This is a genomic window from Arenibacter flavimaris (assembly GCF_030291335.1).
Lineage (GTDB): Bacteria > Bacteroidota > Bacteroidia > Flavobacteriales > Flavobacteriaceae > Arenibacter.
Genome location: NZ_JASWIM010000003.1, coordinates 66,473 through 87,791, shown reverse-complemented (window position 1 = coordinate 87,791; position 21,319 = coordinate 66,473). Strand labels below are relative to the sequence as shown.

The window sequence follows — 21,319 nt, the reverse complement described above, 5'->3', positions numbered from 1 at the left end:
AAAAGTTAAAATGAAACTATTTTTAAGATTATTTCTATTATTTGCAGTTGTCATATCGTGTAACGAAAAAGAGGAGCCAATAGTTATTACATCCCAAGATCTCCATGGGTCTATCCATAAGGTTACGGAGGTTATGATCCACGATATTTTTTCACCCCCGGTAGCTAGTAGAATTTTCGCCTACCCCAATATAGCGGCCTATGAAATTGTGGCCCTTAACAATAGTGATTATAAATCATTGGTAGGGCAGGTAACCGATTTGACCCCCATACCGCTCCCAGCGGAGGATAAGCCTATCAATTATCAAATGGCGGCCCTAATTGCACATATGGAAATTAGCAAGCGTTTAATATTTTCCGAGGATAAGATGGAGGTACATAGAGATAGTTTGTATGCAAATTGGCAAGATAAAAACTTGACAATGTTTAAGAACTCGGAGGAATATGGTTTGGCCGTGGCAAAGCATATTGGGGATTGGTTGGACAAGGATAATTACAAGCAGACCAGAACCATGCCCAAGTTTACCATTAATACCGACGATGATTCACGTTGGCAGCCCACCCCGCCTGCATATATGGATGGTATAGAGCCTCATTGGAGTAAAATAAGGCCCTTTGTTATCGACTCGGCCAATCAATTTGTGCCCGCTCCACCTCCGGTATTTTCCATGGATAAAGAATCTGATTTTTACAGGGAAGTAAAGGAGGTGTATGATATTAGTCAAGAGATTACCGCCAAGGGGGATAGTTCGGAAGAGATAGCCATTGCAAAATTTTGGGATTGTAATCCCTATGTCTCAGTGACCAGGGGCCATTTAATGTTCGCAACCAAAAAGATTACCCCAGGGGCCCATTGGATCGGGATTACCAAAATTGCTTGTGAGAAAACAAACTCGGATTTTGACAAAACAGTATTTGCCTATACCAAAACTTCAATGGCCATAGCAGATGCCTTTATAAGCTGTTGGGACGAAAAATATCGCTCTAATTTAATACGTCCGGAAACCGTGATAAATCAGTATATAGATGAAAACTGGGCACCAGTGTTGCAAACACCACCATTTCCAGAGTACACCAGTGGACATTCTGTGGTCTCAGGAGCGGCAGCTACTGCCTTGACAAGTATTTTTGGGGATAGTTTTGCGTTTGACGACGATACCGAAATACCCTATGGCCTCCCTATAAGAAGTTTTACCTCCTTTAACCAGGCTGCAGATGAAGCCGCCATAAGTAGAATGTACGGAGGTATTCATTATAGGGCAGCAGTGGAAGTAGGAGTAGGACAAGGTAGGGATTTGGGCAAATTTATTGTAAATAAACTGGAAATGACCGGGAACAAAGCTTTGGTGTCCAAGTAGTTTTTTCGACTCGGTTCACAGCAATTTTTTGCAGGTTTAAAAAATTACAATTAGTGAGAAACAAAATTGTTTATTTCGCAGCTTTCCTTCTTCTGGGGCCATTGCTCTGGTATCTGTTTGTAAAGCCTTATGACTATTCGGTATCCATTATATCCAAGACCTTTCCCGGTACCATTAATCAGAGTATAAAATTATGGGGCAAGACCAATAAAAATACTGTGCTATTACAGGAGCAGGATTTTTTGAATATTGATCAGCAATTAAAGTTCAATGATTCTATATTTCAATATCAATGGAAAATAACTCCACTTAATGATTCTATCACAAAGTTAAAGGTATTTATAAAGGATGTAGATCATAGCGTGGCGAATAGAATTAAAATTCCGTTTTTCGATACGGGTTTTGAAAAAAGGACCAAAAGTACCATTTTGGACTTCAACAATATGCTAAAGGAGCATTTGGAAAGATTTAAGGTTACCGTTTTGGATTCTGTACAACATCTTCCCGATACCTATTGTGCCTATATCCCAATAAAGGTTTCACAGTTGGGAAAAGCAAAGGGAATGATGCAAAATTATCCCATTTTAAGTACTGTGCTTGTAGATAATAATGTGGAATTAAATGGTAGGCCATTTTTGGAAATTACCAACTGGAATAGAAAGGTAGACAGCGTTTCCTATAATTTTTGTTATCCAATTATCAAAAGTGATAGCCTACCGGAAAATGATTTAATAAAATATAAGAAATTTGAGGGAGTAAGGGGGCTAAAAGCTACTTATAACGGAAATTATATTACTTCTGACCGTGCATGGTACGCCTTATTGGACTACGCCAAAAGGAAAGGAATGGAGGTGTGGGAAAGACCTGTTGAAGTATTTTTTAGCAATCCAAATTTTGGGGGAAACGAACTGGACTGGATAGCCGAAATTTATATGCCCCTCAAAGAATAAAAGGAAATAAGGATGAGCAGGATTAAAATGCTGGCTGCCCACCAAAATAATTAAATTTTTATTGGGATGAAAAAATACCTGTTACTGTTGCTTTGGGGAACCATGGTTAGCTGTGCCAGTAATTATGGACAATTGACCTATGTAACCAAACTTCCCCATAAATTAACGGAGAATTCGGGTATGGTCCCTGCCAAGGATTCAACGGTTTGGTTCGTCCTGGATAGAGGTAATCCGGATAAAATTTATCAAGTGAATTATGAGGGAGATCTAATAAGGGAATTAAAAGTTAAGAATGCCAAAAATCACGATTGGGAAGATATGGCTAGGGATGAAAACGGCAATGTATTTATAGGGGATTTTGGCAATAATAGCAACGACAGGAAGAATTTGGCCATTTATAAAATTCCCGATCCCAATGCCGAGGAGGGAGATAATATTGAAGCGGTAAAGATTGAATTTAATTATCCTGAACAAAAAGACTTTCCTCCAAAAAAGAGCAAATTGCTCTTTGATGCAGAGTCATTTTTTTATTGCGATAGCAACTTCTATATCGTAACCAAGAATAGGACGCAACCTTTTAACGGGGAAGCTTTATTGTACAAAGTACCTGCAGAGGAAGGTAAACACAAAGCCCAATATTTAGGGTCGTTTGTTCCTCCAAAAGGAAAAGTAAACGGGCAGATAACCTCTGCCGACATTTCTCCTGATGGTAAGACCATAGTGTTGTTGGGCAATGGCACTTTATGGGTGTTTACAGATTTTGTTTTGGATAATTTCTTTGATAGTGGGACGCTAAAAACAATAGACTTGGGTGTCTATACGCAATTGGAATCCGTTTCTTTTATCAATAACGGCACCATACTGCTATCGGATGAGGAGTCAGGGAAAACTGGAAGAAATTTATATTCTTTTGTGTTGGACAACTAAACCGATTGCAAAAACTTACAGTACTGCATTAGAACCCAAAACCAAGGCCGAAGGAAAATCTTGGGCCGTCAACACTGTTGAACAAGGCTACCCTTGCTGTCATCACATCCGCGCCGTTAAGAAAAACCCCTCCGCCGTATGAGGTGTGCCATAGATCGGAATTTTCGTTGGGGGTCCAGACCCTGCCATAATCAAAACCACCATATATCCCCACGGTAACAGGTAATAATCCTGTTTTTAGACTTTTAAGGCTATATCTTAAGTCTGTGTTTTGGTAATAACTGGTCTTGCCGGAAAATCGTTGATTTCTAAAACCTCTTAGCCCATCTATCCCGCCAATGCTGGCTGCTTGGTAAAATTCGTAATCGTTCCCTAAATTAAAATGGGCTTTCCATCTAGTGGCGAGGACCAATTTGCCATTGGATACTAATTTATGATCAAAGGAAAGACATGGAACAATATAGGCATAGGCCTGCCCCTTGTTCTCCAAACTGGCCTTGTATCCCATCTGTAATCCCGTGGCCATTCCTATGGTAGGGAAGGCGGCATTGTCTAAATTTTCATAGTTGTATTCCGCATCTACTCCAATAAAACTGTTTCTGTTCTCTTCTCCATTGGCTTGGTAGAAGGTGTTCACAAACCTATCTTCAGTTTCTTCCACTTCCAGACTTTCCAAGGAAATGCCAGTTCTGAATTTTGCCCCTAGCTGTCCTCGCCAAATCAAGGAGGGCGAAAAACGTAGGTTTTGAATTTTCACCCTATTGTAATCCATCTCCAAAGTGTCGTCGAAATTTTCGGTCTCATTCCCGATTCCAAAAAAGTTAATGCTAAAATTGGGGCTGGTAAAACGGGCAGCCAATTCCAAATTCCAGTTATCCAAAATGTGTGCAAACTCTCCTTTGTAGCCCAATTCGAAACCGTTGGTGGCAAAATAATAGGCAGCATTGTAATTGTGTTGGGTTGTAAAAGGGTTTTGTCGTAATCCATAAAAGGTGTTGGTAGCGTTAAAACCTAATTTCATTCCATCATCAGGATTAAATCCAAGGGTAGGTATTATCTGACGTGTGCTGTTCCTAAGCTTAAGCGGTTGATAAGTGTTGGTTTCGTAATCGTTGGTAAGTCTTAGCCTTGCTCCCTTAATATTCTTAAACGTGTTTTTTTTGGATCTATGGTCGTAAATCCAAGTATTGCTGCCCTCGGTGATATCATAAACATCGTTGTTTTGTCCGCCGATAAGTCTAATTTTGATCTTGTTGCCCTTGGTACCGACCACTTCAAAAATATCATCGTCATCCAGGCCGTAAATCCAGATTTCCTTGGTGATACTGTGGTTGAATTTCTTATGAAAGAATAGCTTAGCTTTTTTTTCGTCTATGTTTCTAAAAGCCTTGATCTCCACTTCTTGCTGGGACAAATTTTTAATTTCGAACCAATCGTCCTTATCGGTACCTTTTATGACAACATATTTGTTAAGTGCCAAAAAGTAATCATCTGCAATTTTCGGAAGGTTCTTGATCCTGGCTATAAGTATATTTTTTAAGTCAAGAATATTTTCATCCAAGATTTCTTGGGGCATGGCCCTAAATGCTTTGTCTATTGCAGCGGGGGTTAGGTTTTGCTGAATAAAACGGACCTCCTTTTCCCAATCTGCTTTTGTGGTTTCGGCCAATAAGGTTACATCCAGTCCGTAGGCACTCTTGTTAAAGGCCTCCACATTTCTTATGTCATTATTAAAACCTTCCATCATTTGTAGGGCTGGGATTATTCTTGTGGCAATACCCATCAGGGCCCCATCTCCCCAAATGGAATACACCTGGTCCCTATCCCTAGGGATGGCCTCAAAAATTATCTTCCCCGTTTCCTTATCCTTGACTTCGCCCCAACGCCATTGATCGTCATGCCTATCCCAATCACCCATTACCATATCGAACAAGCGGGTCCTTAAGTATCTATCAGTATTGACTACATATTTTTCGTCCCGTTTAATTTTATCGATCATGTCCCAGGTACTTTCAATTTTATTGGCATAACCAAAACTGCCCAAATCCCCATGACCATCGCCTACCTGTTCTTCCAATATGTAAAGTTCATCCCCAAATTCCCCATTAAATTCTGCTAAGGCCTGTTGTTTTGGGATGTAGTACAATTGGGGGTTGGTATGGTAGAGATCTATTGCATCTGAAAGTTCTCCCACGGTAAGAAGGCCATACGGCAGGGCCCCGGTATAAAAATCCATTAGAAGATCTTCCGTATAAGTTCCCTTGAATTCCCCAATTACATATTTTTCTTTAAAAGCCATAGCCTGTAGGTACACCTCGGCACTCTTTTTAACGGCCCTCATTACGTATTCCTTCCCATTTTTATCGGATAATCTCAAGGATTTGGATTGGTTGCCCCCGCCTTTACGGACAGGTTTTAACCCTCCGTACATAGTATCCAGCCTAAGGCTAGGGGCATTCACTTCCTTAGCGTAGTAATCCCTATACCTATCGCCCCAAATAGTTTTGAAAAATTTACTTTTTTTAATGGCTTGCTTGGAGTAAACAGATGCTTTTACCTCCTTTGGGAAATCTTTTTCGTTAAACACGTAATTCTCTTTTCTATCCGGGGGAAGTACCTGGGTGGAAAATAGAAGGTCGGGATTATTATTTTCCCCGACTCCAAAATAATTTACTTCGGAAGAGCCATCATTGTACACCTTTAATTCTGCAAAACCCATTCTTCCTGTAGAGAATTTAGAGCCGTTCAATAATCTGGTAGCCCCTTCTTTGGCCCCTGAACCACTTATGATCTGGGGGGTGTTGTCCTCCACTATATATTGAAGTGTATGTTCGTGTCCCGATGTCAATATTACTTTCTGCGAATACTGTGCTATGGTGACCAGACGATTTCTTAATTCCATATATCTCTTATTCTGTAGATCGGCATAGGAGGCACCACTGGTTTTTCTAATTAGGTTTGCAAAGGAACCCAGAACAGGGAAGGGAAATTTTCCGCCTGCAGGGTTTAAATGAAGTTTGGCCGAATACTGTCCGCCGTGGGGCCCGTAGCTGAACATGGGATGATGTAAGGCCAAAATGGTAGTCTTGTCCCTGTTTTTTTTGATAAGACTTTCCAATTCCTCAAAAAATGTTTCCCTATCCTTTATATCGCATTTGTCGTTCATATTGGGGTGTTTGTCCCAATTGGTCAAGTACCATTCCGTATCAATGGCTATGAGGACAATTTTGTCATTGATGTTTATTTTCTCTATAGGACACCCATCTTCAGGAAAAAAGACCTCTTTGCTATCCAATTTTTTCTGAATATATTTTTGTTGCCTTTCCAAGCCTTCCAAACCTTCACTGTACCAATCATGGTTTCCAGGAATGAATATAGGGTTCCCCTTAAATTGGGCCAAGGTCTCCAGTTGTGCATCCATGTTGTTTTTAGCTTCCAGATAGGCTTTGCTGGAATCCTTTTTGGGCATTCCGGCAGGGTAGATATTATCGCCCAAGAAGAGTGCAGTACTATTCTTGTTGGCCTTTTTTAAGGCTATTTGAAAAGCTTGTAGAGCTTCGCTCTTGTCATCCATGGCAGATTTCCCAGCATCCCCGATCAGATAAAAAGTATGTAGTAATTCGCTGTTGCTGGAAATATTCCTTCCAATGGCATCTTCCGTATATTTTGTTTTATATGTGGCGCAGCCAACCAATAGAAAAAGTATTACTATTATTAGGGAATGTTTCCTCATGTACATCTGTTTAGAAATCAAAATTTTGTAATTTGTGGACTATAATTCACTCTTATGTCGGAAATCCTCAAGAAAACTGAAAATTTTGTTGTCGATCTATTAGCTAATAAATTAGACACCAGTTATTTATATCACAATTTGAGTCATACCCAGCGGGTTGTTAAAAGTACTAAAGAATTATTGAATTTTTATAATTTGGGGGAGGAGGAAACCGAAATGCTATTATTGGCAGCTTGGTTACATGATACTGGCTATACCAAAGGTTCGGAGAATCACGAGGAGACTAGTTGTGGCATAGCCCGGGAGTTTTTATCAAGCCAGAATTATGATAAGAAGAAGATAGAAGGTATTTGTGGCCTTATTATGGCAACCAAGAGGTTCTATGAGCCCCAAAACCTACTGGAGGAAATTATTAGGGATGCCGATTGTTCCCATTTTGCGAAAAAGAGCTATATGGAAACTTCGGAGTTACTACGGGAAGAATTGGATATGTTAGGGTTGGCAACCTATACGCAAAAGGATTGGCGTGACGCAAACCTAAAGATGTTCCAAACGGAACAGCGATTTTATACGGATTATGCCCTTCAGAATTGGCAAGAGGAAAAGAATAAGAATATTAGGAGGCTCATTAAAGGGAAAAAAGCGGAGGAAAATTTAGCCAAAAAAGAAAAATTAAAGGCTAAATATAAAAGTGAAAGTCCAGATAGGGGAATACAGACCTTGTTTCGCGTAACTTTAAAAAATCACTTAATGCTCAGTGATATTGCTGACACCAAAGCCAATATCCTTCTTTCCGTAAATGCCATTATTATTTCTTTGGTGTTATCCAATCTTATTACCAAACTGGATAATCCTTCCAATAATTACCTAATCTACCCTACCTTAATCTTTGTTGTTTTTGGTGTAGTGTCCATGGTACTTGCTGTTCTTGCCACACGTCCCAATGTTACTCAAGGTGAATTTACCAAAGAAGATGTAAGGCAACGCAAAGTAAACTTATTGTTCTTTGGTAATTTTCACAAAATGAAGTTAGAGGATTACCAATGGGCTATCAACGAGTTGGTACAGGACAAGGATTACATCTATTCCTCCTTGACCAAAGATTTGTATTATCTAGGACTGGTTTTGAACAGAAAGTACAAGATCCTGAGATGGACCTATTCTATTTTTATATTGGGAATGATTATTTCAGTGATTGCCTTTGTCGTTGCTTTTAAGTACTTTGGCCCGGATCGTGGTATATGACAAAACAGTAGAATGGCTTACTTGTTCAACTCTTGCATTAAGTCTTCGTAGGTATAGGTTCTGCCCTTTTCTATGTGGGACTTGTACAGAATTGAAGCCCTAATGGCCTTTAGGCCCGAAACCCCTTGAAGCCCTTCCAATTCAACTATTTCTACCTTTCCGCTAAAATAACCTTTGGATTTTAGGAATTTAATATAACGTAGGTATTCCAATTCATCCTTTTTCTGGGAATAAACTATAGCAATTTTGCCCGCTTGGGTCAATCTTTCATTGGTACCCTTAATGAAGGATTTATCAATTCGTTTTTTTATAATCTCGTACCTGGCATTGTAGGTGCCGTCTACGTCAAATCGTTTTTCATCCATTCTAAAACGAATGGATAATGAACCGTTATATACCAGAATAAGTGATGCCACATTCAATTGTACCTGTAACTTGGATTTAAGGTCGTAATGCTTGTTTTCCATTTCGCAGATAACCTGCAACTGCCATAATCGGAGATTGTTGAGGTATAGTATATCGAACGCCCTTTCTCCCGTTATTGAATCACCTATGTACATGTTGTGTTCAACGCCATCGGTCTTGTACCGCTCAAAATAATGGGGATACATATCTTGCGCCTCTTCCTGTTTGCTGTCTATCACCGATGCCAACTTTTTGTTGATCAGCATAACGCTTTGATCATAATTTTTTCTATGGTCGTAATAGGAACCGGTTGTCACATCTATTTTATCCTCATAGGAAGCAATTAGATTTTGAATTTTGGTATCGGATTTTTTGATATGGGCGAACACAGGGTTTATTTCTTCTTTTACAAAATCGAAAATGGCTTGCTCGCTATTGGTATGTAGGATTTCTTTGATTTCATCAATGTGGTTGTCCACCCTGAACATAAGTTCTTCATAAATGGGCAATTTATATTTTTTCCAAACCTCGGTCATTATATTTTTAATTTCCGACAACTGGATCATGAGGTCCCTTTGAATAGCGGAATTTCTTTCTTGAGAGGAGTTTTGGATATCTACCTGCCCGTACAAAGGATATACTTCATCAAAGACAATTTCTTTAAAGGAAGGTTGCAACCCTTCTTGGTCTTCTTTTATAAAGCGCTTTGCCTCTTCCTTAAATTTCCAGTACACGGAAGGATGTACCGAAGTACATTCGTTCTGGATAACCGCATCGATTAAATTTTCTTCCTCTTCATGGGACCGCAACACCGCTGAAACAATATAGGGGACCACGTCATCCAATTTCTTGGCACTAACACTATTAAAGTCGTTAGCCTTGTCCGAGACCAATTCCAACACCCCCAATAATTGACCTTCCTTGGCAATGGGTGCCAAAAGGGCACTTTTAATCTTTTGTTCATATAGACCCTTGTAAGGGGGCATGCCCCCAGAGAGTTTATAATGTTTATCTACATCCGATATTACAAAGTAGTTATTTTGATCAATGAGTTTCCGATAGGATTCCTGACAAAGGGATTCATTGCAGGTCTCAACCAATTTATTTTGTAAAATAAAGCTTCGCATACCCATTATAGGGACAACCTCAAACTGCTTTTTAAGGGGATTATAAATGGAAAAACCAATGCGCATATTGGGCATCCCAAACAGCGATTTGAAGGTGTTCTCCACTCCCATAATGAAGTTACCTTCACTTTTGTCATTGATTATGAGGCTCGATTTAATTTCCGAAATGGAATGTTCCGCGGTAACATCGAACATGTTCGATATTACGAAACCCTTACTGATGAAACTGTTGGGTGGAATTTTTTGTTTCCAGAGTTCTACATGTTCTATATTCTCCAAAAGCTCATTGGCGTCTTTCTCGGTTATTTTAGGGGGCTTGCCATTGGGTATGATTTCTATGAAATCGGCATTGTACAAAATCCTGTAATGTCTCATTACTCCCTTGGCATCCGGAATATCATAAAAAAACGGCCTTTTAAAATCGAACTTAAACCCGTAATAAAAGTTGAGGATTACCACACAGGCCATGATATAACTTACTTCTTCTTCCTGGTTCCTAATTTCCGGGGCAAAATTTGGTCCTGCCGCTTCCAAAATTTGTTCAAAACGTTTGCTGGAATTAAAGGTGATGTTGGTATAAGGGGTGGTAGCTGTTTTTATTTCATTGTTGGTAAGCACCGAGGAAAACAAATCCTGTAAAATAATTTGTATGACTTCTTTGTGTTTTTCCAATAGCGACATGTCCGTGAAACCATTGCGTAGTTCAGGAAAAGGTGCCTGTGCATTTAATATATACTTGGCTTTGGAGGCTGAAAATAAATCCTCGCTTTCTGCCATTTCATCATATTGCTTCAACAATTTGTCGAAGCTTATGTGATGTTCCAGCGGTGATATTTTATCCGTGAATCCCTTCATTGCTATTGTTAGTCCAAGTATTGAACGTAAAATTACAAAAGAAAATGCTTACTTTCATTTTTTGGTGAATTATGGAAAAGACTTCTTTTTTTAGGATATTTAACCTTTTAATTCCCGATGGATGAATTTTCTGGGAATATACACAAGGTTGTTTTGAGTAATCCCGACCTCCTAGACCTATAAAATATTTAACTTAATATAAAAAGAAATGTCCTCATTTACCAGATTATCCAGGGCCTACAAGAATGCCAAAATCCTGCCTTTTGACGATACTTCCAAAATTATAATGTTTAGTGATTGCCATAGGGGCGATAGTAGTTTCGCGGACGAATTTGCCAATAATCGAAATATTTATTTTCATGCATTAAGGCATTATCTTAATGAGGGCTTTACGTATTGTGAATTGGGGGACGGTGATGAGCTTTGGGAAAATCTTTCCTTTGATTCCATTTTTGCGGCACATAAAAATGTTTATAAACTTTTGAAGCAGTTCCATTTGGAAAAAAGGCTCCATATGATATGGGGGAATCATGACATGGTATACAAGGACCCGGCTTATGTAAAGAGCAACTTGTCATACTATTTTGAACCTATTGATGATTGCAACAAGGAATTGTTTGAGGATATTAACTATCACGAGGCTATAGTTTTAAAACATAAAGTTAGCGGGCAAGAATTATTATTGACCCATGGGCATCAGGCAGATTGGTGGAACTATACCTTTTGGCGTTGGGGCAGATTCCTGGTACGTGTACTTTGGAAACCTTTGCAGGTATGGGGCATTGCGGACCCTACGAGTCCTGCCAAAAATTACAAGGAACTTATCAAAATTGAAAGGCGTATAAAAAAATGGATCGTGGCGCATAACGGGTTGTTGACCATAGTGGGCCATACCCACAGGCCACGTTTTCCCGTCCCTGGCGATATTCCGTTTTTTAATGACGGAAGCTGTGTACATCCCCGTAGCATTACAGGGCTGGAAATTCAGAAAGGGACCATCGCCCTTATTAAATGGGAAATCGCTACCAAGGATGACGGAACTTTGCAGATCGTCAGGGTTTTACTGGAAGGACCACAACAGTTGAGCAATTATGCCATGGAGAAATCTTAAACTATCTATTCCCATAGAATTTAGTGTATAAAATAAAGGTAGGTTCTATGTCCCAATTATTGTAGCCTAAAGGTAATTGGGATTGTATAGGGAACCTTAACAGCCCTTCCCCTTTGCTTGCCAGGTGTCATTTGTGGTAAGGCGGCTATTATCCGGTGGGCTTCCTTTTCCAACATTTTGTCAGGCCCCCGGGTTTTAATATTCGTTATATAACCGGTATTGTCTATAATAAATTGTACATATACCTTGCCTTCAATACCCAATTCCACTGCAACATCGGGATAGGTAAATTGTTTCATAATGTGCTCTTGAATTTTTTTCTGAAAGCAAGCTTTCTGGGCTTCGTTGGAGGTTTCCTTACATCCAGGAAAAACGGGAACGTTTTCTATCACGGCGAAGGGCACTTCAATATCTTCCTCTTCTTCCTCCACTACTGCTATATCTTCGACCATTAAGGTAACCTCCTCTACTATTGTTTCCTGATTTATTTCTGTACTTTGAATCACCGTTTCCTCTATTTCTGCCACATCCTCTACAATTTCAATAACTTCTGGGGCTGCTGGTGGGGGCGGGGGCGGAGGTAAGTTTGAGGTTTCTACAACAGGTACTTTTTCCTCCAAATAATCTGTTACAGTCAACTGCTCAATGGCTGTATTTTCTTTGGGGTACGTTTTTAACTCCAACGCCCGCCATACTACAAATAGTACTATTACAAGGCCAATTACAAAGAAAAGTCCACTTTTTCTGTTTAAATCTGCCCTAGGATATTTTTTTGGTTCCATGACACAGTATTTTAATACATAAGTTAACCAGTAATTAGGTAAATTCATATGACTTATATCAGTTGTGCCAATATTTTTCTATACAATTTTTCGTAGCTGAATGAATTGTTCGAAGGGTGAAATGGACCCTTATTAAGAGGCTATTTTATTTTGCCTGGGCCATAGGGAGTTTTAATAAGCCTTGGATAATTGGTCACGAAGAAATTTTTCACCATTTCTCAGGAATAATAATTATCCCAACTTGCGATTGCATGTGCCAACGGGCACCTTGTTGGGTACTGGGAACAAATTTGTGAAGTGAACGTTTCAGGTTGGGCATATTTTCGTTATTTTTAATGAAAATGTAGCATTGAAAAAATATAATATGAAGTTGTTTTGGGTTGTTTTGGGATTGGCACTTTTGTCGTGCAAGGGTGAGAACAAGGTAAGGTCGGTGATAGTTGATGAGGCCGAATTGGGACTTTATCAGGATGCCCATCGTCCGCAATTTCATTTTACACCAGCGGAAAAATGGATGAACGATCCTAATGGTTTGGTGTACAATCAAGGCGTGTACCATCTATTTTATCAATATTATCCTGAAGATATTGTTTGGGGTCCCATGCATTGGGGTCATGCAATAAGCAAGGATATGGTGTATTGGGAAAATAAGCCGATAGCTTTATTCCCTGATGAGCACGGCTATATTTTCTCGGGAAGTGCTGTGGTGGATACCGATAATTCTTCCGGTTTAGGTAGTTTGGGCAATCCTCCCTTGGTGGCCGTATTTACCTATCACGATCTGGTAGGTGAAAAAGCGGGTAAAGATGACTTTCAGACCCAGGGGATTGCCTATAGTTTGGATAATGGGGAAACTTGGTCTAAATATGAAGGTAATCCCGTTATAGAAAATGAAGGAATAAGGGATTTTAGAGATCCCAAAGTCTTTTGGAATAATAAAACGGGCAATTGGACCATGTTATTGGTGGCGGGAGACCATCTCCAAATTTGGCAATCCCCGGATCTAAAGGATTGGGAGAAGGTGAGTGAGTTTGGGAAGGAACAAGGCGCTCATGGTGGAGTTTGGGAATGTCCGGATTTATTTCCATTAAAGGTGGAAGGCACTGACTTGGAAAAATGGGTACTCCTGATCAGCATTAACCCAGGGGCTCCCAACGGAGGCAGTGGAACCCAATATTTTGTTGGGGATTTTGATGGTAGGGTATTTACTAGCGACCAAAAGGAACATAAATGGATAGATTGGGGTGCGGATAATTATGCAGGGGTAACCTATAACAATGCACCCAACAATGACCGAATTTTTATTGGTTGGATGAGCAATTGGGCCTACGCCCAAGAGACTCCTACTGAAAAATGGCGTAGTGCCATGACGCTGCCCAGAAAACTTAGTCTGCACCAAATAAATGATGGGTTTCAATTGTTCAACTATCCACTGCAAAGTGTCGATAAAATCAGGGATTCAGGGACCCAAGTTGATATCTTTATAGATGCCCAATCGGATAAGTCGCTAACTTTTGATCATTTTGATAGTTCCGAAGTAAAATTCAAGACCAGTTCAAAAGCGTTCAGGCTGGACTTTCAAAATAGTTTGGGCGAGAATTTTAATGTGATCCTGGATGCTGAAAATCAACAATTTATTTTAGATAGGTCCCGATCTGGAAAAGTTGATTTTGATGGGGATTTTGCCCAAAATGTTCAGACTATGCCAATCCCCGATATGCCTAGTGAAGATTATGAAGTACGTATCCTGATGGATTGGTCCTCGGTGGAAATTTTTATAAACGGTGGGCAATATGTAATGACCTCCCAGATCTTTCCAAACGAATTTTACCGGACCTTGATGATCTCCAATCCAACGGATATGGAATTGGAATTGGATGAATTTACAATAAGCCCCTTAAAGTCTATCTGGTAGGGGCACATAAAGTACTCCCGTGCCGATCCTTCCTTTGGCCTATGATATCAATATTTATAGATTTGAAATAACGCTTGTTATTAATCATAAACACGCCTTGTGTTTTTTTGTTTTATAGGAAACATCAGGGACAATTATTTGATTTTATGTTAATCACTGTTAAATAAAGTTTAACTATTCTTAAAAATAAGTCATAAGAATTAGATTTGTTAGAGTCTTGTTAATGTTTTTGCAATTGGTTGTTATCTCCAGAAAATTATGAAAATAAAATACATCGTTTATACTATAATGCTAATTGGCTTGGGAGGTTTGATAACCTATCGTATTATGCAAAATAGTGAGGCAGGTAAATCAAGTAGTGCGGCCACCAATAGAACGGTCCCAATGGTTTCTGGAATGATTCTTCGTCCCCAAGTGTTTAATGATAATATTTCCCTTTCGGGTACCTTGGAGGCCAATGAGCAAATTGAGATACGAAGTGAGGTGTCCGGTGTTGTTGAAAGCATCAATTTTGTGGAAGGTAGCAAGGTTTCTCAAGGGCAGGTGTTGTTCCGGGTGAACGATATTGAATTGCAGGCTCAATTGTCCAAAGTACGGACCGCCCAAAAACTGGCCGCAGAAAATGAAAGACGGGCAAAGCTTCTGTTGGAAAAGCAGGCCATAAGCCAAGAGGAATATGATATTGCAAGCGCCGATTTCCAATCCGCCAGTGCAGAATCGGAATTGATATCCGCACAATTATCAAAAGCAACGGTTCGTGCCCCGTTTTCTGGTATAATAGGACTTCGTTCCATTTCGAAAGGGACCTATGTTAGTCCGGAAACTGCCGTAGCCAAATTGGTGAATACCGACCAGCTAAAGATTACGTTTTCCATTCCTGAAAAATACGCCGCACAAATAAAAGTGGGTACTTCCTTCACTTTCACAACGGCCAATTTCAGGGAAGAATATAGTGCAAAAATATATGCGATTGAACCAGAAGTAGAGGTTGCCACAAGAACCTTAAAAATGAGGGCAACGGCCGAAAATCCTGGGGGTAAACTTTTTCCAGGCGCTTTTGCCAATGTAATACTGCCCTTGGAAACGGTGAATGATGCCTTATTGGTGCCCAGTGAATCTTTGATTCCAGTTCAGAATGGCAAGAAAATATTTATTGTGGAGAATGGCCTGGCCAAGGAGATGGATGTGGAAATAGGAGCTAGGACGGGAAGTTCTGTAAGAATCGTATCTGGGTTAAAGGCTGGGGATACTGTCTTAACGTATGGTGTAATGGCCTTGAAGAATGGTTCGCCCGTAAAAGTACTGTTAAAGGAAAACGAACCAATGACTGTGGCACAATGAATCTATCAACCATAAGCATAAAGCGTCCGGTACTAACTATAGTGATGAATCTTACAATAATTCTATTTGGAATTATTGGCTTCAATTATTTGGGTGTACGGGAATTCCCTTCCATAGATCCAGCTCAAGTATCGGTTCGTACAAATTATTCAGGGGCAAATGCCGATATTATAGAATCGCAGATTACCGAACCCTTGGAAAAGGCTATTAATTCAATTGACGGTATAAGAAACCTTACATCCTCCAGTATTCAGGGGTCCAGTTCCATAAGTATAGAGTTCAATCTTGATAAAAACCTGGAAGATGCAGCCAACGATGTCCGCGATAAGGTTTCACAAGCCGTACGAAGTCTGCCCGATGATCTGGATGCGCCTCCAGTAGTTTCAAAATCGGATGCCGATGCGGATAGAATTCTTTCGATGACCATTCAGAGCGATGGAAAAAACATACTGGAACTTTCGGATTATGCCGAAAATGTGATATCCCAAAGAATAGAGACCATACCAGGGGTAAGCAGTGTTCAAATATGGGGACAGCGCCGGTATGCAATGCGTTTGTGGATAGACCCTTTTAAACTGGCGTCCTACGGTCTAACGGTTGCGGATGTGCGCCAAGCCTTGTTGGCCCAGAACGTAGAGCTGCCATCGGGCAAATTAACAGGTGATAATACCGAAATAACGGTAAAAACCATTGGTAACCTAAATACTGAGGACGGTTTCAACAATATTATTATCAGGGCCGATGGCGAAAAATTGGTGCGGCTAAGCGATATAGGCAAGGCCTCTTTGGAGGGCGAGAACATGGAAACCAAGATGAGCGATTCAGGTCAGCCCATGGTCGCTATCGCGGTAGTGCCACAGCCGGGTACAAATTACCTTGAAATTGCCGATAGATTTTACCTTGAGTACGAAAAGCTTAAAAAGGATCTGCCCGAAGGTTTCAAATTAAACATTGTAATAGATGACACTGTATTTGTTAGAAAGGCGGTTACAGAGGTTGCTGAAACACTTTTAATATCCATTATCTTGGTTATCCTGGTCATTTACCTATTTTTTAGAAATTGGTCAATGGCACTACGCCCATTGGTGGATATACCGGTATCCTTGATAGCCACATTCTTTATTATGTGGTTGTTCGGATTTTCTATCAATGTCCTAACGCTTTTGGCCATCGTGCTTGCTACAGGGCTCGTTGTAGACGACGGAATTGTGGTAACCGAAAATATATATAAAAAGGTGGAGGCCGGGATGAGTCCGATCGAGGCAGCTATAAAAGGATCCAACGAAATTTTCTTTGCGGTCATTTCAATATCCATTACCCTCGCAGCGGTTTTTCTTCCTGTTATTTTTCTGGAAGGTTTTGTAGGGAGATTATTTAGGGAATTTGGGGTTGTCCTGGGAGCGGCAGTACTGGTGTCGGCATTTGTTTCCCTGACCCTGACCCCAATGCTCAATGCCTATCTAATTAAACCCGGTAAGCAGAGCCATTCAAAATTTTACAATTTTACGGAACGGTATTTTGTAAAAATGAATGAATCCTATGCGGCTTCACTTCGTGTTTTTATGAAAAGAAAATTGTTGAGTTTTCCAATATTGTTGGCATGTATTGGGCTTATTGCCCTTTTCTATGGCCTACTCCAAAAGGAAACGGCGCCTTATGACGACCGTAGTTTTATTCGGCTCAGTGTAACTGCCCCTGAAGGATCATCTTATGAATATATGGATCGTTTAATGGATGACATCACCGATCTAATTAACGATTCTGTTCCGGAAAAGAAAGTGAGTTTGGTACTTACGTCTCCCGGTTTTGGTACATCTGCCGTGAACAGCGGAAGAGCAAATATTGCTCTGGTAGACCCAACGGAACGGGATCGATCACAAAAGGAAATTGCAGATGATCTTGCTATATGGGCCAAATCTTATGTGGGTGGCAAATCCAATGTATCCGAAAGGCCCACCATAGCTGTAAATCGGCGTGGAGGCCCTCCTATACAGTATATTATCCAAGCCCAAAATTTTAAAAAGCTGGAGGAGAAGATTCCTGAGTTTATGCAGGAAGCCGAAAAAAACGAAACCTTTTCCTTTACAGACGTAAACCTGAAATTTGATAAGCCCGAACTTTATGTTACCATCAATAGGGAAAAAGCGGAAAGTCTGGGCGTATCCGTTTTGGATGTAGCGCAAACATTGCAATTGTCCCTCAGCGGTCAAAGGTTTGGGTATTTTTTAATGAACGGGAAACAATATCAGGTTATAGGCCAATTCGATAAAAAGGACCGAGACGCCCCATTGGACCTTACTTCCATTTTTGTAAAAAATAGTGATGGCCTGTTGATTCAATTGGACAATCTGGTATCGACCACGGAACACAGTAGTCCGCCCCAATTGTTTCACAACAATAGGTATATGTCGGCAACAGTCTCTGCAAATTTGGCACCAGGAAAGAGTCTAAGTGATGGCATAGATGCCATGGAAGAAATAAGGGAGAAAGTACTGGATGATAGCTTTACTACGGATTTAGGAGGTGAATCCAGAGATTTTGTAGAGAGCAGTTCCAATACCTTGTTTGCATTCGGTCTTGCCCTCTTGCTTATCTTTCTCATATTGGCCGCCCAATTTGAAAGTTTTATAGACCCTATAATTATAATTTTAACGGTTCCAATGGCGGTAGCCGGGGCCATGTTCTCCTTGTGGCTTTTTGGACAGACTTGGAATATTTTCAGCCAAATAGGCACCATTATGCTCATTGGCCTGGTTACCAAAAACGGAATTTTAATCGTGGAATTCGCCAACCAACTTAGGGAGGAGGGTATGTCTAAAATGGAGGCCATTTTAAAAGCCTCGGAATCCCGGTTGCGGCCCATTCTTATGACCAGTCTAACCATTGCCCTAGGAGCCATGCCAATTGCACTTTCTTTAGGGGCTGCCTCTGCCAGTCGTATCGGTATGGGGGTAGTTATAATTGGAGGAACCATGTTCTCTTTGGTACTAACTTTATTTGTTATTCCAGCTTTGTACTTCTTGTGGTCTAGGGAGAGAAAGCAGCATCCGGAGTTTAAAGCCTTAGAAGCCCATTAACATGAACAACTATAATTACGCCGCCATACTTTTTGCCTTCTTTGGTTTAACCAGTTTAATGGGTGCACAGGAGATTCTTAGGGTTGAGGAAGCCGTACAAATTGCATTGGAAAACAATTATCAAATTAAGATTGCGTCCAATGAACTACAAATAGATGGGATTTCTGTAAGTCCCGCCAATGCAGGGATGCTTCCTCAAGTTAAGCTTAATCTAACAGACAATAATAGCATTCAAAATCTGACTCAGACCCGGTCCGACGGAAACGTGGTGGAAAGGGATAATGCCAAGAACAATAGCCTCAACTATGGTGTGGCCATGGACTGGACGCTGTTTGATGGGCTAAGGATGTTCGCGGACTATGAGCAACTTAAGGAAACCCATAAATTAGGGGAGGCCCAATTAAAACAGGTTATTCTTAACAAGGTGGGTGAGGTTATGATTACTTATTTTGACCTGGTGCAGCAGAAACAGCAACTCATGGCATTGGATAGCACCATTATTATTTCGAAACAACGGGTTGATCTGGCATATAACCGTTTCACAATAGGAAAAGCTTCCAAGTTGGAGGTGTTGAATGCCCAGGTGGATCTAAATACGGATGAAACCTTGATGCAACGGCAGAAGGAATTATATGTGAATACAAAAGTTAAATTGAACCAGTATCTCGCCAGGGATTTGAAAATTGATTTTGAGGTAGTCACAGAAATTTTTGTAGACCAAGGATTGGTGTTGCCTGAACTGGAAACCCTAGTAGAGAAGGAAAATCCAGCTATACAAGTAGAATTGATCAATAAGAGAATCAGTGAATTGGAATTAAAACAGACCAAGGCCTTGCGTTACCCAACAATCTTTGCAAGCACTGGGTATAATTTTGGACGCTCGGAATCCAGTTTGGGATTTACTACAAGTTCAAATTCAAGAGGGTGGAACTATGGTTTTGGTGCAAGTCTAAATGTCTTCGACGGATTTAATCAAAATCGCAATGAGAAAATAGCCAAGATTCAAATTGAAAATGCGGAGGTGGCCATTGCCCAACGAAAACAGGAATTAATGTCCGTGGTAAACACTACCTATCAAACCTACCTGACCAATATTAGCCTAATTGAATTGGAAGGAAAAAATGAGGCAATTGCACAGGAGAATATGGAAATTACTGTGGAAAAATATAGAATCGGTATCATCCCAACCATTGAATTTAGGACGGCCCAATTAAATTATATCAATGCAAAGGTGCGCCATAGCAATGCCAAATTTCAGGCAAAGTTGTCAGAAATTATCCTTAAGCAGCTTGCAGGGAATTTAGTCTTGTAATTTTCTTAAATTCGGGGGCCAGGGTTATTGGTCCTATTTTAACACAAGATTTGGGTTAAGTGGGGCGTCCTTGCTTATTTCGTTTTTTGTAAACAACAAACATGAACAGATGAAACGCCGATTATTTTTCAAAAATGCCGCCTCAGCATCCATTGGGTTGGGACTAACTAAGTATTCAACAAGTGGAACAACCACAAATTCCTCAGAAAAAGACATTCAATTTTGTGTTACGGTAGAGGAAAACAAACTTCAGTTTTTTTCGGATGCCATTAAAGAGCCCGTAAAAATTGTACATATAGCCGACACCCATCTTTTTAGGGACGATGATCGCGGAATTCCATACAAGAGGTACAGTGGGCGTATGGCCAAAGCCTATAATCAGACCAAGCATTTTAAAACAGGGGAATTGATCAACCCTGAATTGGCATTTGAGGCAGCCTTGAATTTTGCTAAGGAGTCCCAAGCGGACTTAATTACCCTGATCGGTGATATTTTTAGTTTTCCATCCGAAGCAGCCATAGAATGGGTAACAGCTAAACTTAAAGAAGTGGGTATTCCTTATATCTATGTTGCTGGCAATCATGATTGGCATTATGAGGGTATGGAAGGTCCATTGGAAGATTTAAGGGACACATGGATAAATAAAAGATTGCTTTCCTTGTATCAAGGCAATCATCCATTAATGGCGGCATATGATGTCAAAGGAATTCGATTCTTGGCCATTGACAATTCTACCTATCAAATAAGTAAGGAACAGTTGAATTTTTTTAAAGAACATGTTGCCAGCAATGTTCCTTTGATACTTTTGGTGCATATACCTATGTACGCTCCAGGGAAATCCATTGGTTTTGGATGCGGTAATCCGGATTGGGGAGCTTTTTCCGATAGAAATTTTGAGTTGGAAGGACGACTTAGGTGGCCAGAATCGGGACATTCCAAGACGACCTTTAATTTTCATAAGGCAGTGTTTTCGGCACCAAATCTCATGGGTATATTTTCAGGACATATTCATCGATTTTCATTGGAATCGCTAAAGGGAAAACCTCAAATAGTAAGCGATGATAATGCCAGTGGAGGATATTTGGATGTAAATTTTATGCCCTTGGAACCAAAGGATCGGTCTCTTATTTTTTAGGATTCAAATTATCGCAATTAAAGTTTTGAAGAGTGAATGTATAATAG

At 40.2% G+C, this 21,319-nt stretch carries 13 protein-coding genes; 10 read left to right on the top strand and 3 right to left on the bottom strand.

Annotated elements, in window-relative coordinates; translation table 11 throughout:
- The first annotated feature begins 10 nt into the window (after positions 1-10).
- The 3 genes from QSE00_RS03680 to QSE00_RS03670 all read left to right on the top strand — a co-directional run bounded on the left by QSE00_RS03680 (position 11) and on the right by QSE00_RS03670 (position 3,234).
- A complete protein-coding gene (locus tag QSE00_RS03680) occupies positions 11-1,357 on the top strand; it encodes a vanadium-dependent haloperoxidase (protein WP_286104900.1) in 1,347 nt (448 codons plus the stop codon).
- Between the two features lie 53 nt (positions 1,358-1,410).
- Positions 1,411-2,307 carry an AraC family transcriptional regulator gene (locus QSE00_RS03675; protein ID WP_286104899.1) on the top strand — a complete coding sequence of 299 codons (897 nt, stop codon included), beginning with the start codon at positions 1,411-1,413 and terminating at the stop codon, positions 2,305-2,307.
- A 66-nt stretch (positions 2,308-2,373) separates the two neighbouring features.
- Positions 2,374-3,234, top strand: coding sequence for a hypothetical protein (locus QSE00_RS03670; protein WP_110354621.1), 861 nt, complete (start codon positions 2,374-2,376; stop codon positions 3,232-3,234).
- A gap of 28 nt (positions 3,235-3,262) precedes the next feature.
- On the opposite strand, the gene QSE00_RS03665 is transcribed toward QSE00_RS03670, so the two are convergent.
- A complete protein-coding gene (locus QSE00_RS03665; protein WP_286104898.1) occupies positions 3,263-6,967 on the bottom strand; it encodes a metallophosphoesterase in 3,705 nt (1,234 codons plus the stop codon).
- Between the two features lie 54 nt (positions 6,968-7,021).
- On the opposite strand from QSE00_RS03665, the gene QSE00_RS03660 reads away from it, so the two are divergent.
- On the top strand, positions 7,022-8,212 hold the full coding sequence (locus QSE00_RS03660; RefSeq protein ID WP_110354623.1) for a Pycsar system effector family protein: 1,191 nt from the start codon (positions 7,022-7,024) through the stop codon (positions 8,210-8,212).
- Positions 8,213-8,229: 17 nt separating this feature from the next.
- Here QSE00_RS03660 and QSE00_RS03655 read toward each other — a convergent pair whose 3' ends face one another.
- A complete protein-coding gene (locus tag QSE00_RS03655; protein ID WP_286104897.1) occupies positions 8,230-10,599 on the bottom strand; it encodes a GAF domain-containing protein in 2,370 nt (789 codons plus the stop codon).
- A 208-nt stretch (positions 10,600-10,807) separates the two neighbouring features.
- Here QSE00_RS03655 and QSE00_RS03650 point away from each other — a divergent pair, with 208 nt between their 5' ends.
- Entirely contained in the window at positions 10,808-11,710 is a 903-nt protein-coding gene (locus tag QSE00_RS03650) for a metallophosphoesterase family protein (RefSeq protein WP_286104896.1), read from the top strand.
- A gap of 56 nt (positions 11,711-11,766) precedes the next feature.
- On the opposite strand, the gene QSE00_RS03645 is transcribed toward QSE00_RS03650, so the two are convergent.
- On the bottom strand, positions 11,767-12,492 hold the full coding sequence (locus QSE00_RS03645; protein WP_110354626.1) for an energy transducer TonB: 726 nt from the start codon (positions 12,490-12,492) through the stop codon (positions 11,767-11,769).
- Between the two features lie 364 nt (positions 12,493-12,856).
- Between QSE00_RS03645 and QSE00_RS03640 the strand changes: the two genes are divergently transcribed.
- From QSE00_RS03640 to QSE00_RS03620, 5 genes are all read left to right on the top strand, one after another.
- Entirely contained in the window at positions 12,857-14,407 is a 1,551-nt protein-coding gene (locus tag QSE00_RS03640; protein WP_286104895.1) for a glycoside hydrolase family 32 protein, read from the top strand.
- A gap of 258 nt (positions 14,408-14,665) precedes the next feature.
- Positions 14,666-15,748 carry an efflux RND transporter periplasmic adaptor subunit gene (locus QSE00_RS03635; RefSeq protein WP_286104893.1) on the top strand — a complete coding sequence of 361 codons (1,083 nt, stop codon included), beginning with the start codon at positions 14,666-14,668 and terminating at the stop codon, positions 15,746-15,748.
- Complete coding sequence (locus QSE00_RS03630) at positions 15,745-18,825, top strand: efflux RND transporter permease subunit (RefSeq protein WP_286104892.1); 3,081 nt, start codon at positions 15,745-15,747, stop codon at positions 18,823-18,825. Before QSE00_RS03635 ends, QSE00_RS03630 begins: the two co-directional genes overlap by 4 nt.
- A 1-nt stretch (position 18,826) precedes the next feature.
- Entirely contained in the window at positions 18,827-20,137 is a 1,311-nt protein-coding gene (locus QSE00_RS03625) for a TolC family protein (RefSeq protein ID WP_110354630.1), read from the top strand.
- A 109-nt stretch (positions 20,138-20,246) separates the two neighbouring features.
- Positions 20,247-21,272, top strand: coding sequence for a metallophosphoesterase family protein (locus tag QSE00_RS03620; protein ID WP_286104890.1), 1,026 nt, complete (start codon positions 20,247-20,249; stop codon positions 21,270-21,272).
- The last annotated feature ends 47 nt before the right edge of the window (positions 21,273-21,319 follow it).

Excerpts from the sequence above, each read along its gene's own strand:
- QSE00_RS03680 (WP_286104900.1), top strand. The coding sequence starts at position 11 with ATGAAACTATTTTTAAGATTATTTCTATTATTTGCAGTTGTCATATCG.
- QSE00_RS03670 (WP_110354621.1), top strand. The coding sequence starts at position 2,374 with ATGAAAAAATACCTGTTACTGTTGCTTTGGGGAACCATGGTTAGCTGT.
- QSE00_RS03665 (WP_286104898.1), bottom strand. The coding sequence starts at position 6,967 with ATGAGGAAACATTCCCTAATAATAGTAATACTTTTTCTATTGGTTGGC.
- QSE00_RS03660 (WP_110354623.1), top strand. The coding sequence starts at position 7,022 with ATGTCGGAAATCCTCAAGAAAACTGAAAATTTTGTTGTCGATCTATTA.
- QSE00_RS03655 (WP_286104897.1), bottom strand. The coding sequence starts at position 10,599 with ATGAAGGGATTCACGGATAAAATATCACCGCTGGAACATCACATAAGC.
- QSE00_RS03650 (WP_286104896.1), top strand. The coding sequence starts at position 10,808 with ATGTCCTCATTTACCAGATTATCCAGGGCCTACAAGAATGCCAAAATC.
- QSE00_RS03645 (WP_110354626.1), bottom strand. The coding sequence starts at position 12,492 with ATGGAACCAAAAAAATATCCTAGGGCAGATTTAAACAGAAAAAGTGGA.
- QSE00_RS03640 (WP_286104895.1), top strand. The coding sequence starts at position 12,857 with ATGAAGTTGTTTTGGGTTGTTTTGGGATTGGCACTTTTGTCGTGCAAG.
- QSE00_RS03635 (WP_286104893.1), top strand. The coding sequence starts at position 14,666 with ATGAAAATAAAATACATCGTTTATACTATAATGCTAATTGGCTTGGGA.
- QSE00_RS03630 (WP_286104892.1), top strand. The coding sequence starts at position 15,745 with ATGAATCTATCAACCATAAGCATAAAGCGTCCGGTACTAACTATAGTG.
- QSE00_RS03625 (WP_110354630.1), top strand. The coding sequence starts at position 18,827 with ATGAACAACTATAATTACGCCGCCATACTTTTTGCCTTCTTTGGTTTA.
- QSE00_RS03620 (WP_286104890.1), top strand. The coding sequence starts at position 20,247 with ATGAAACGCCGATTATTTTTCAAAAATGCCGCCTCAGCATCCATTGGG.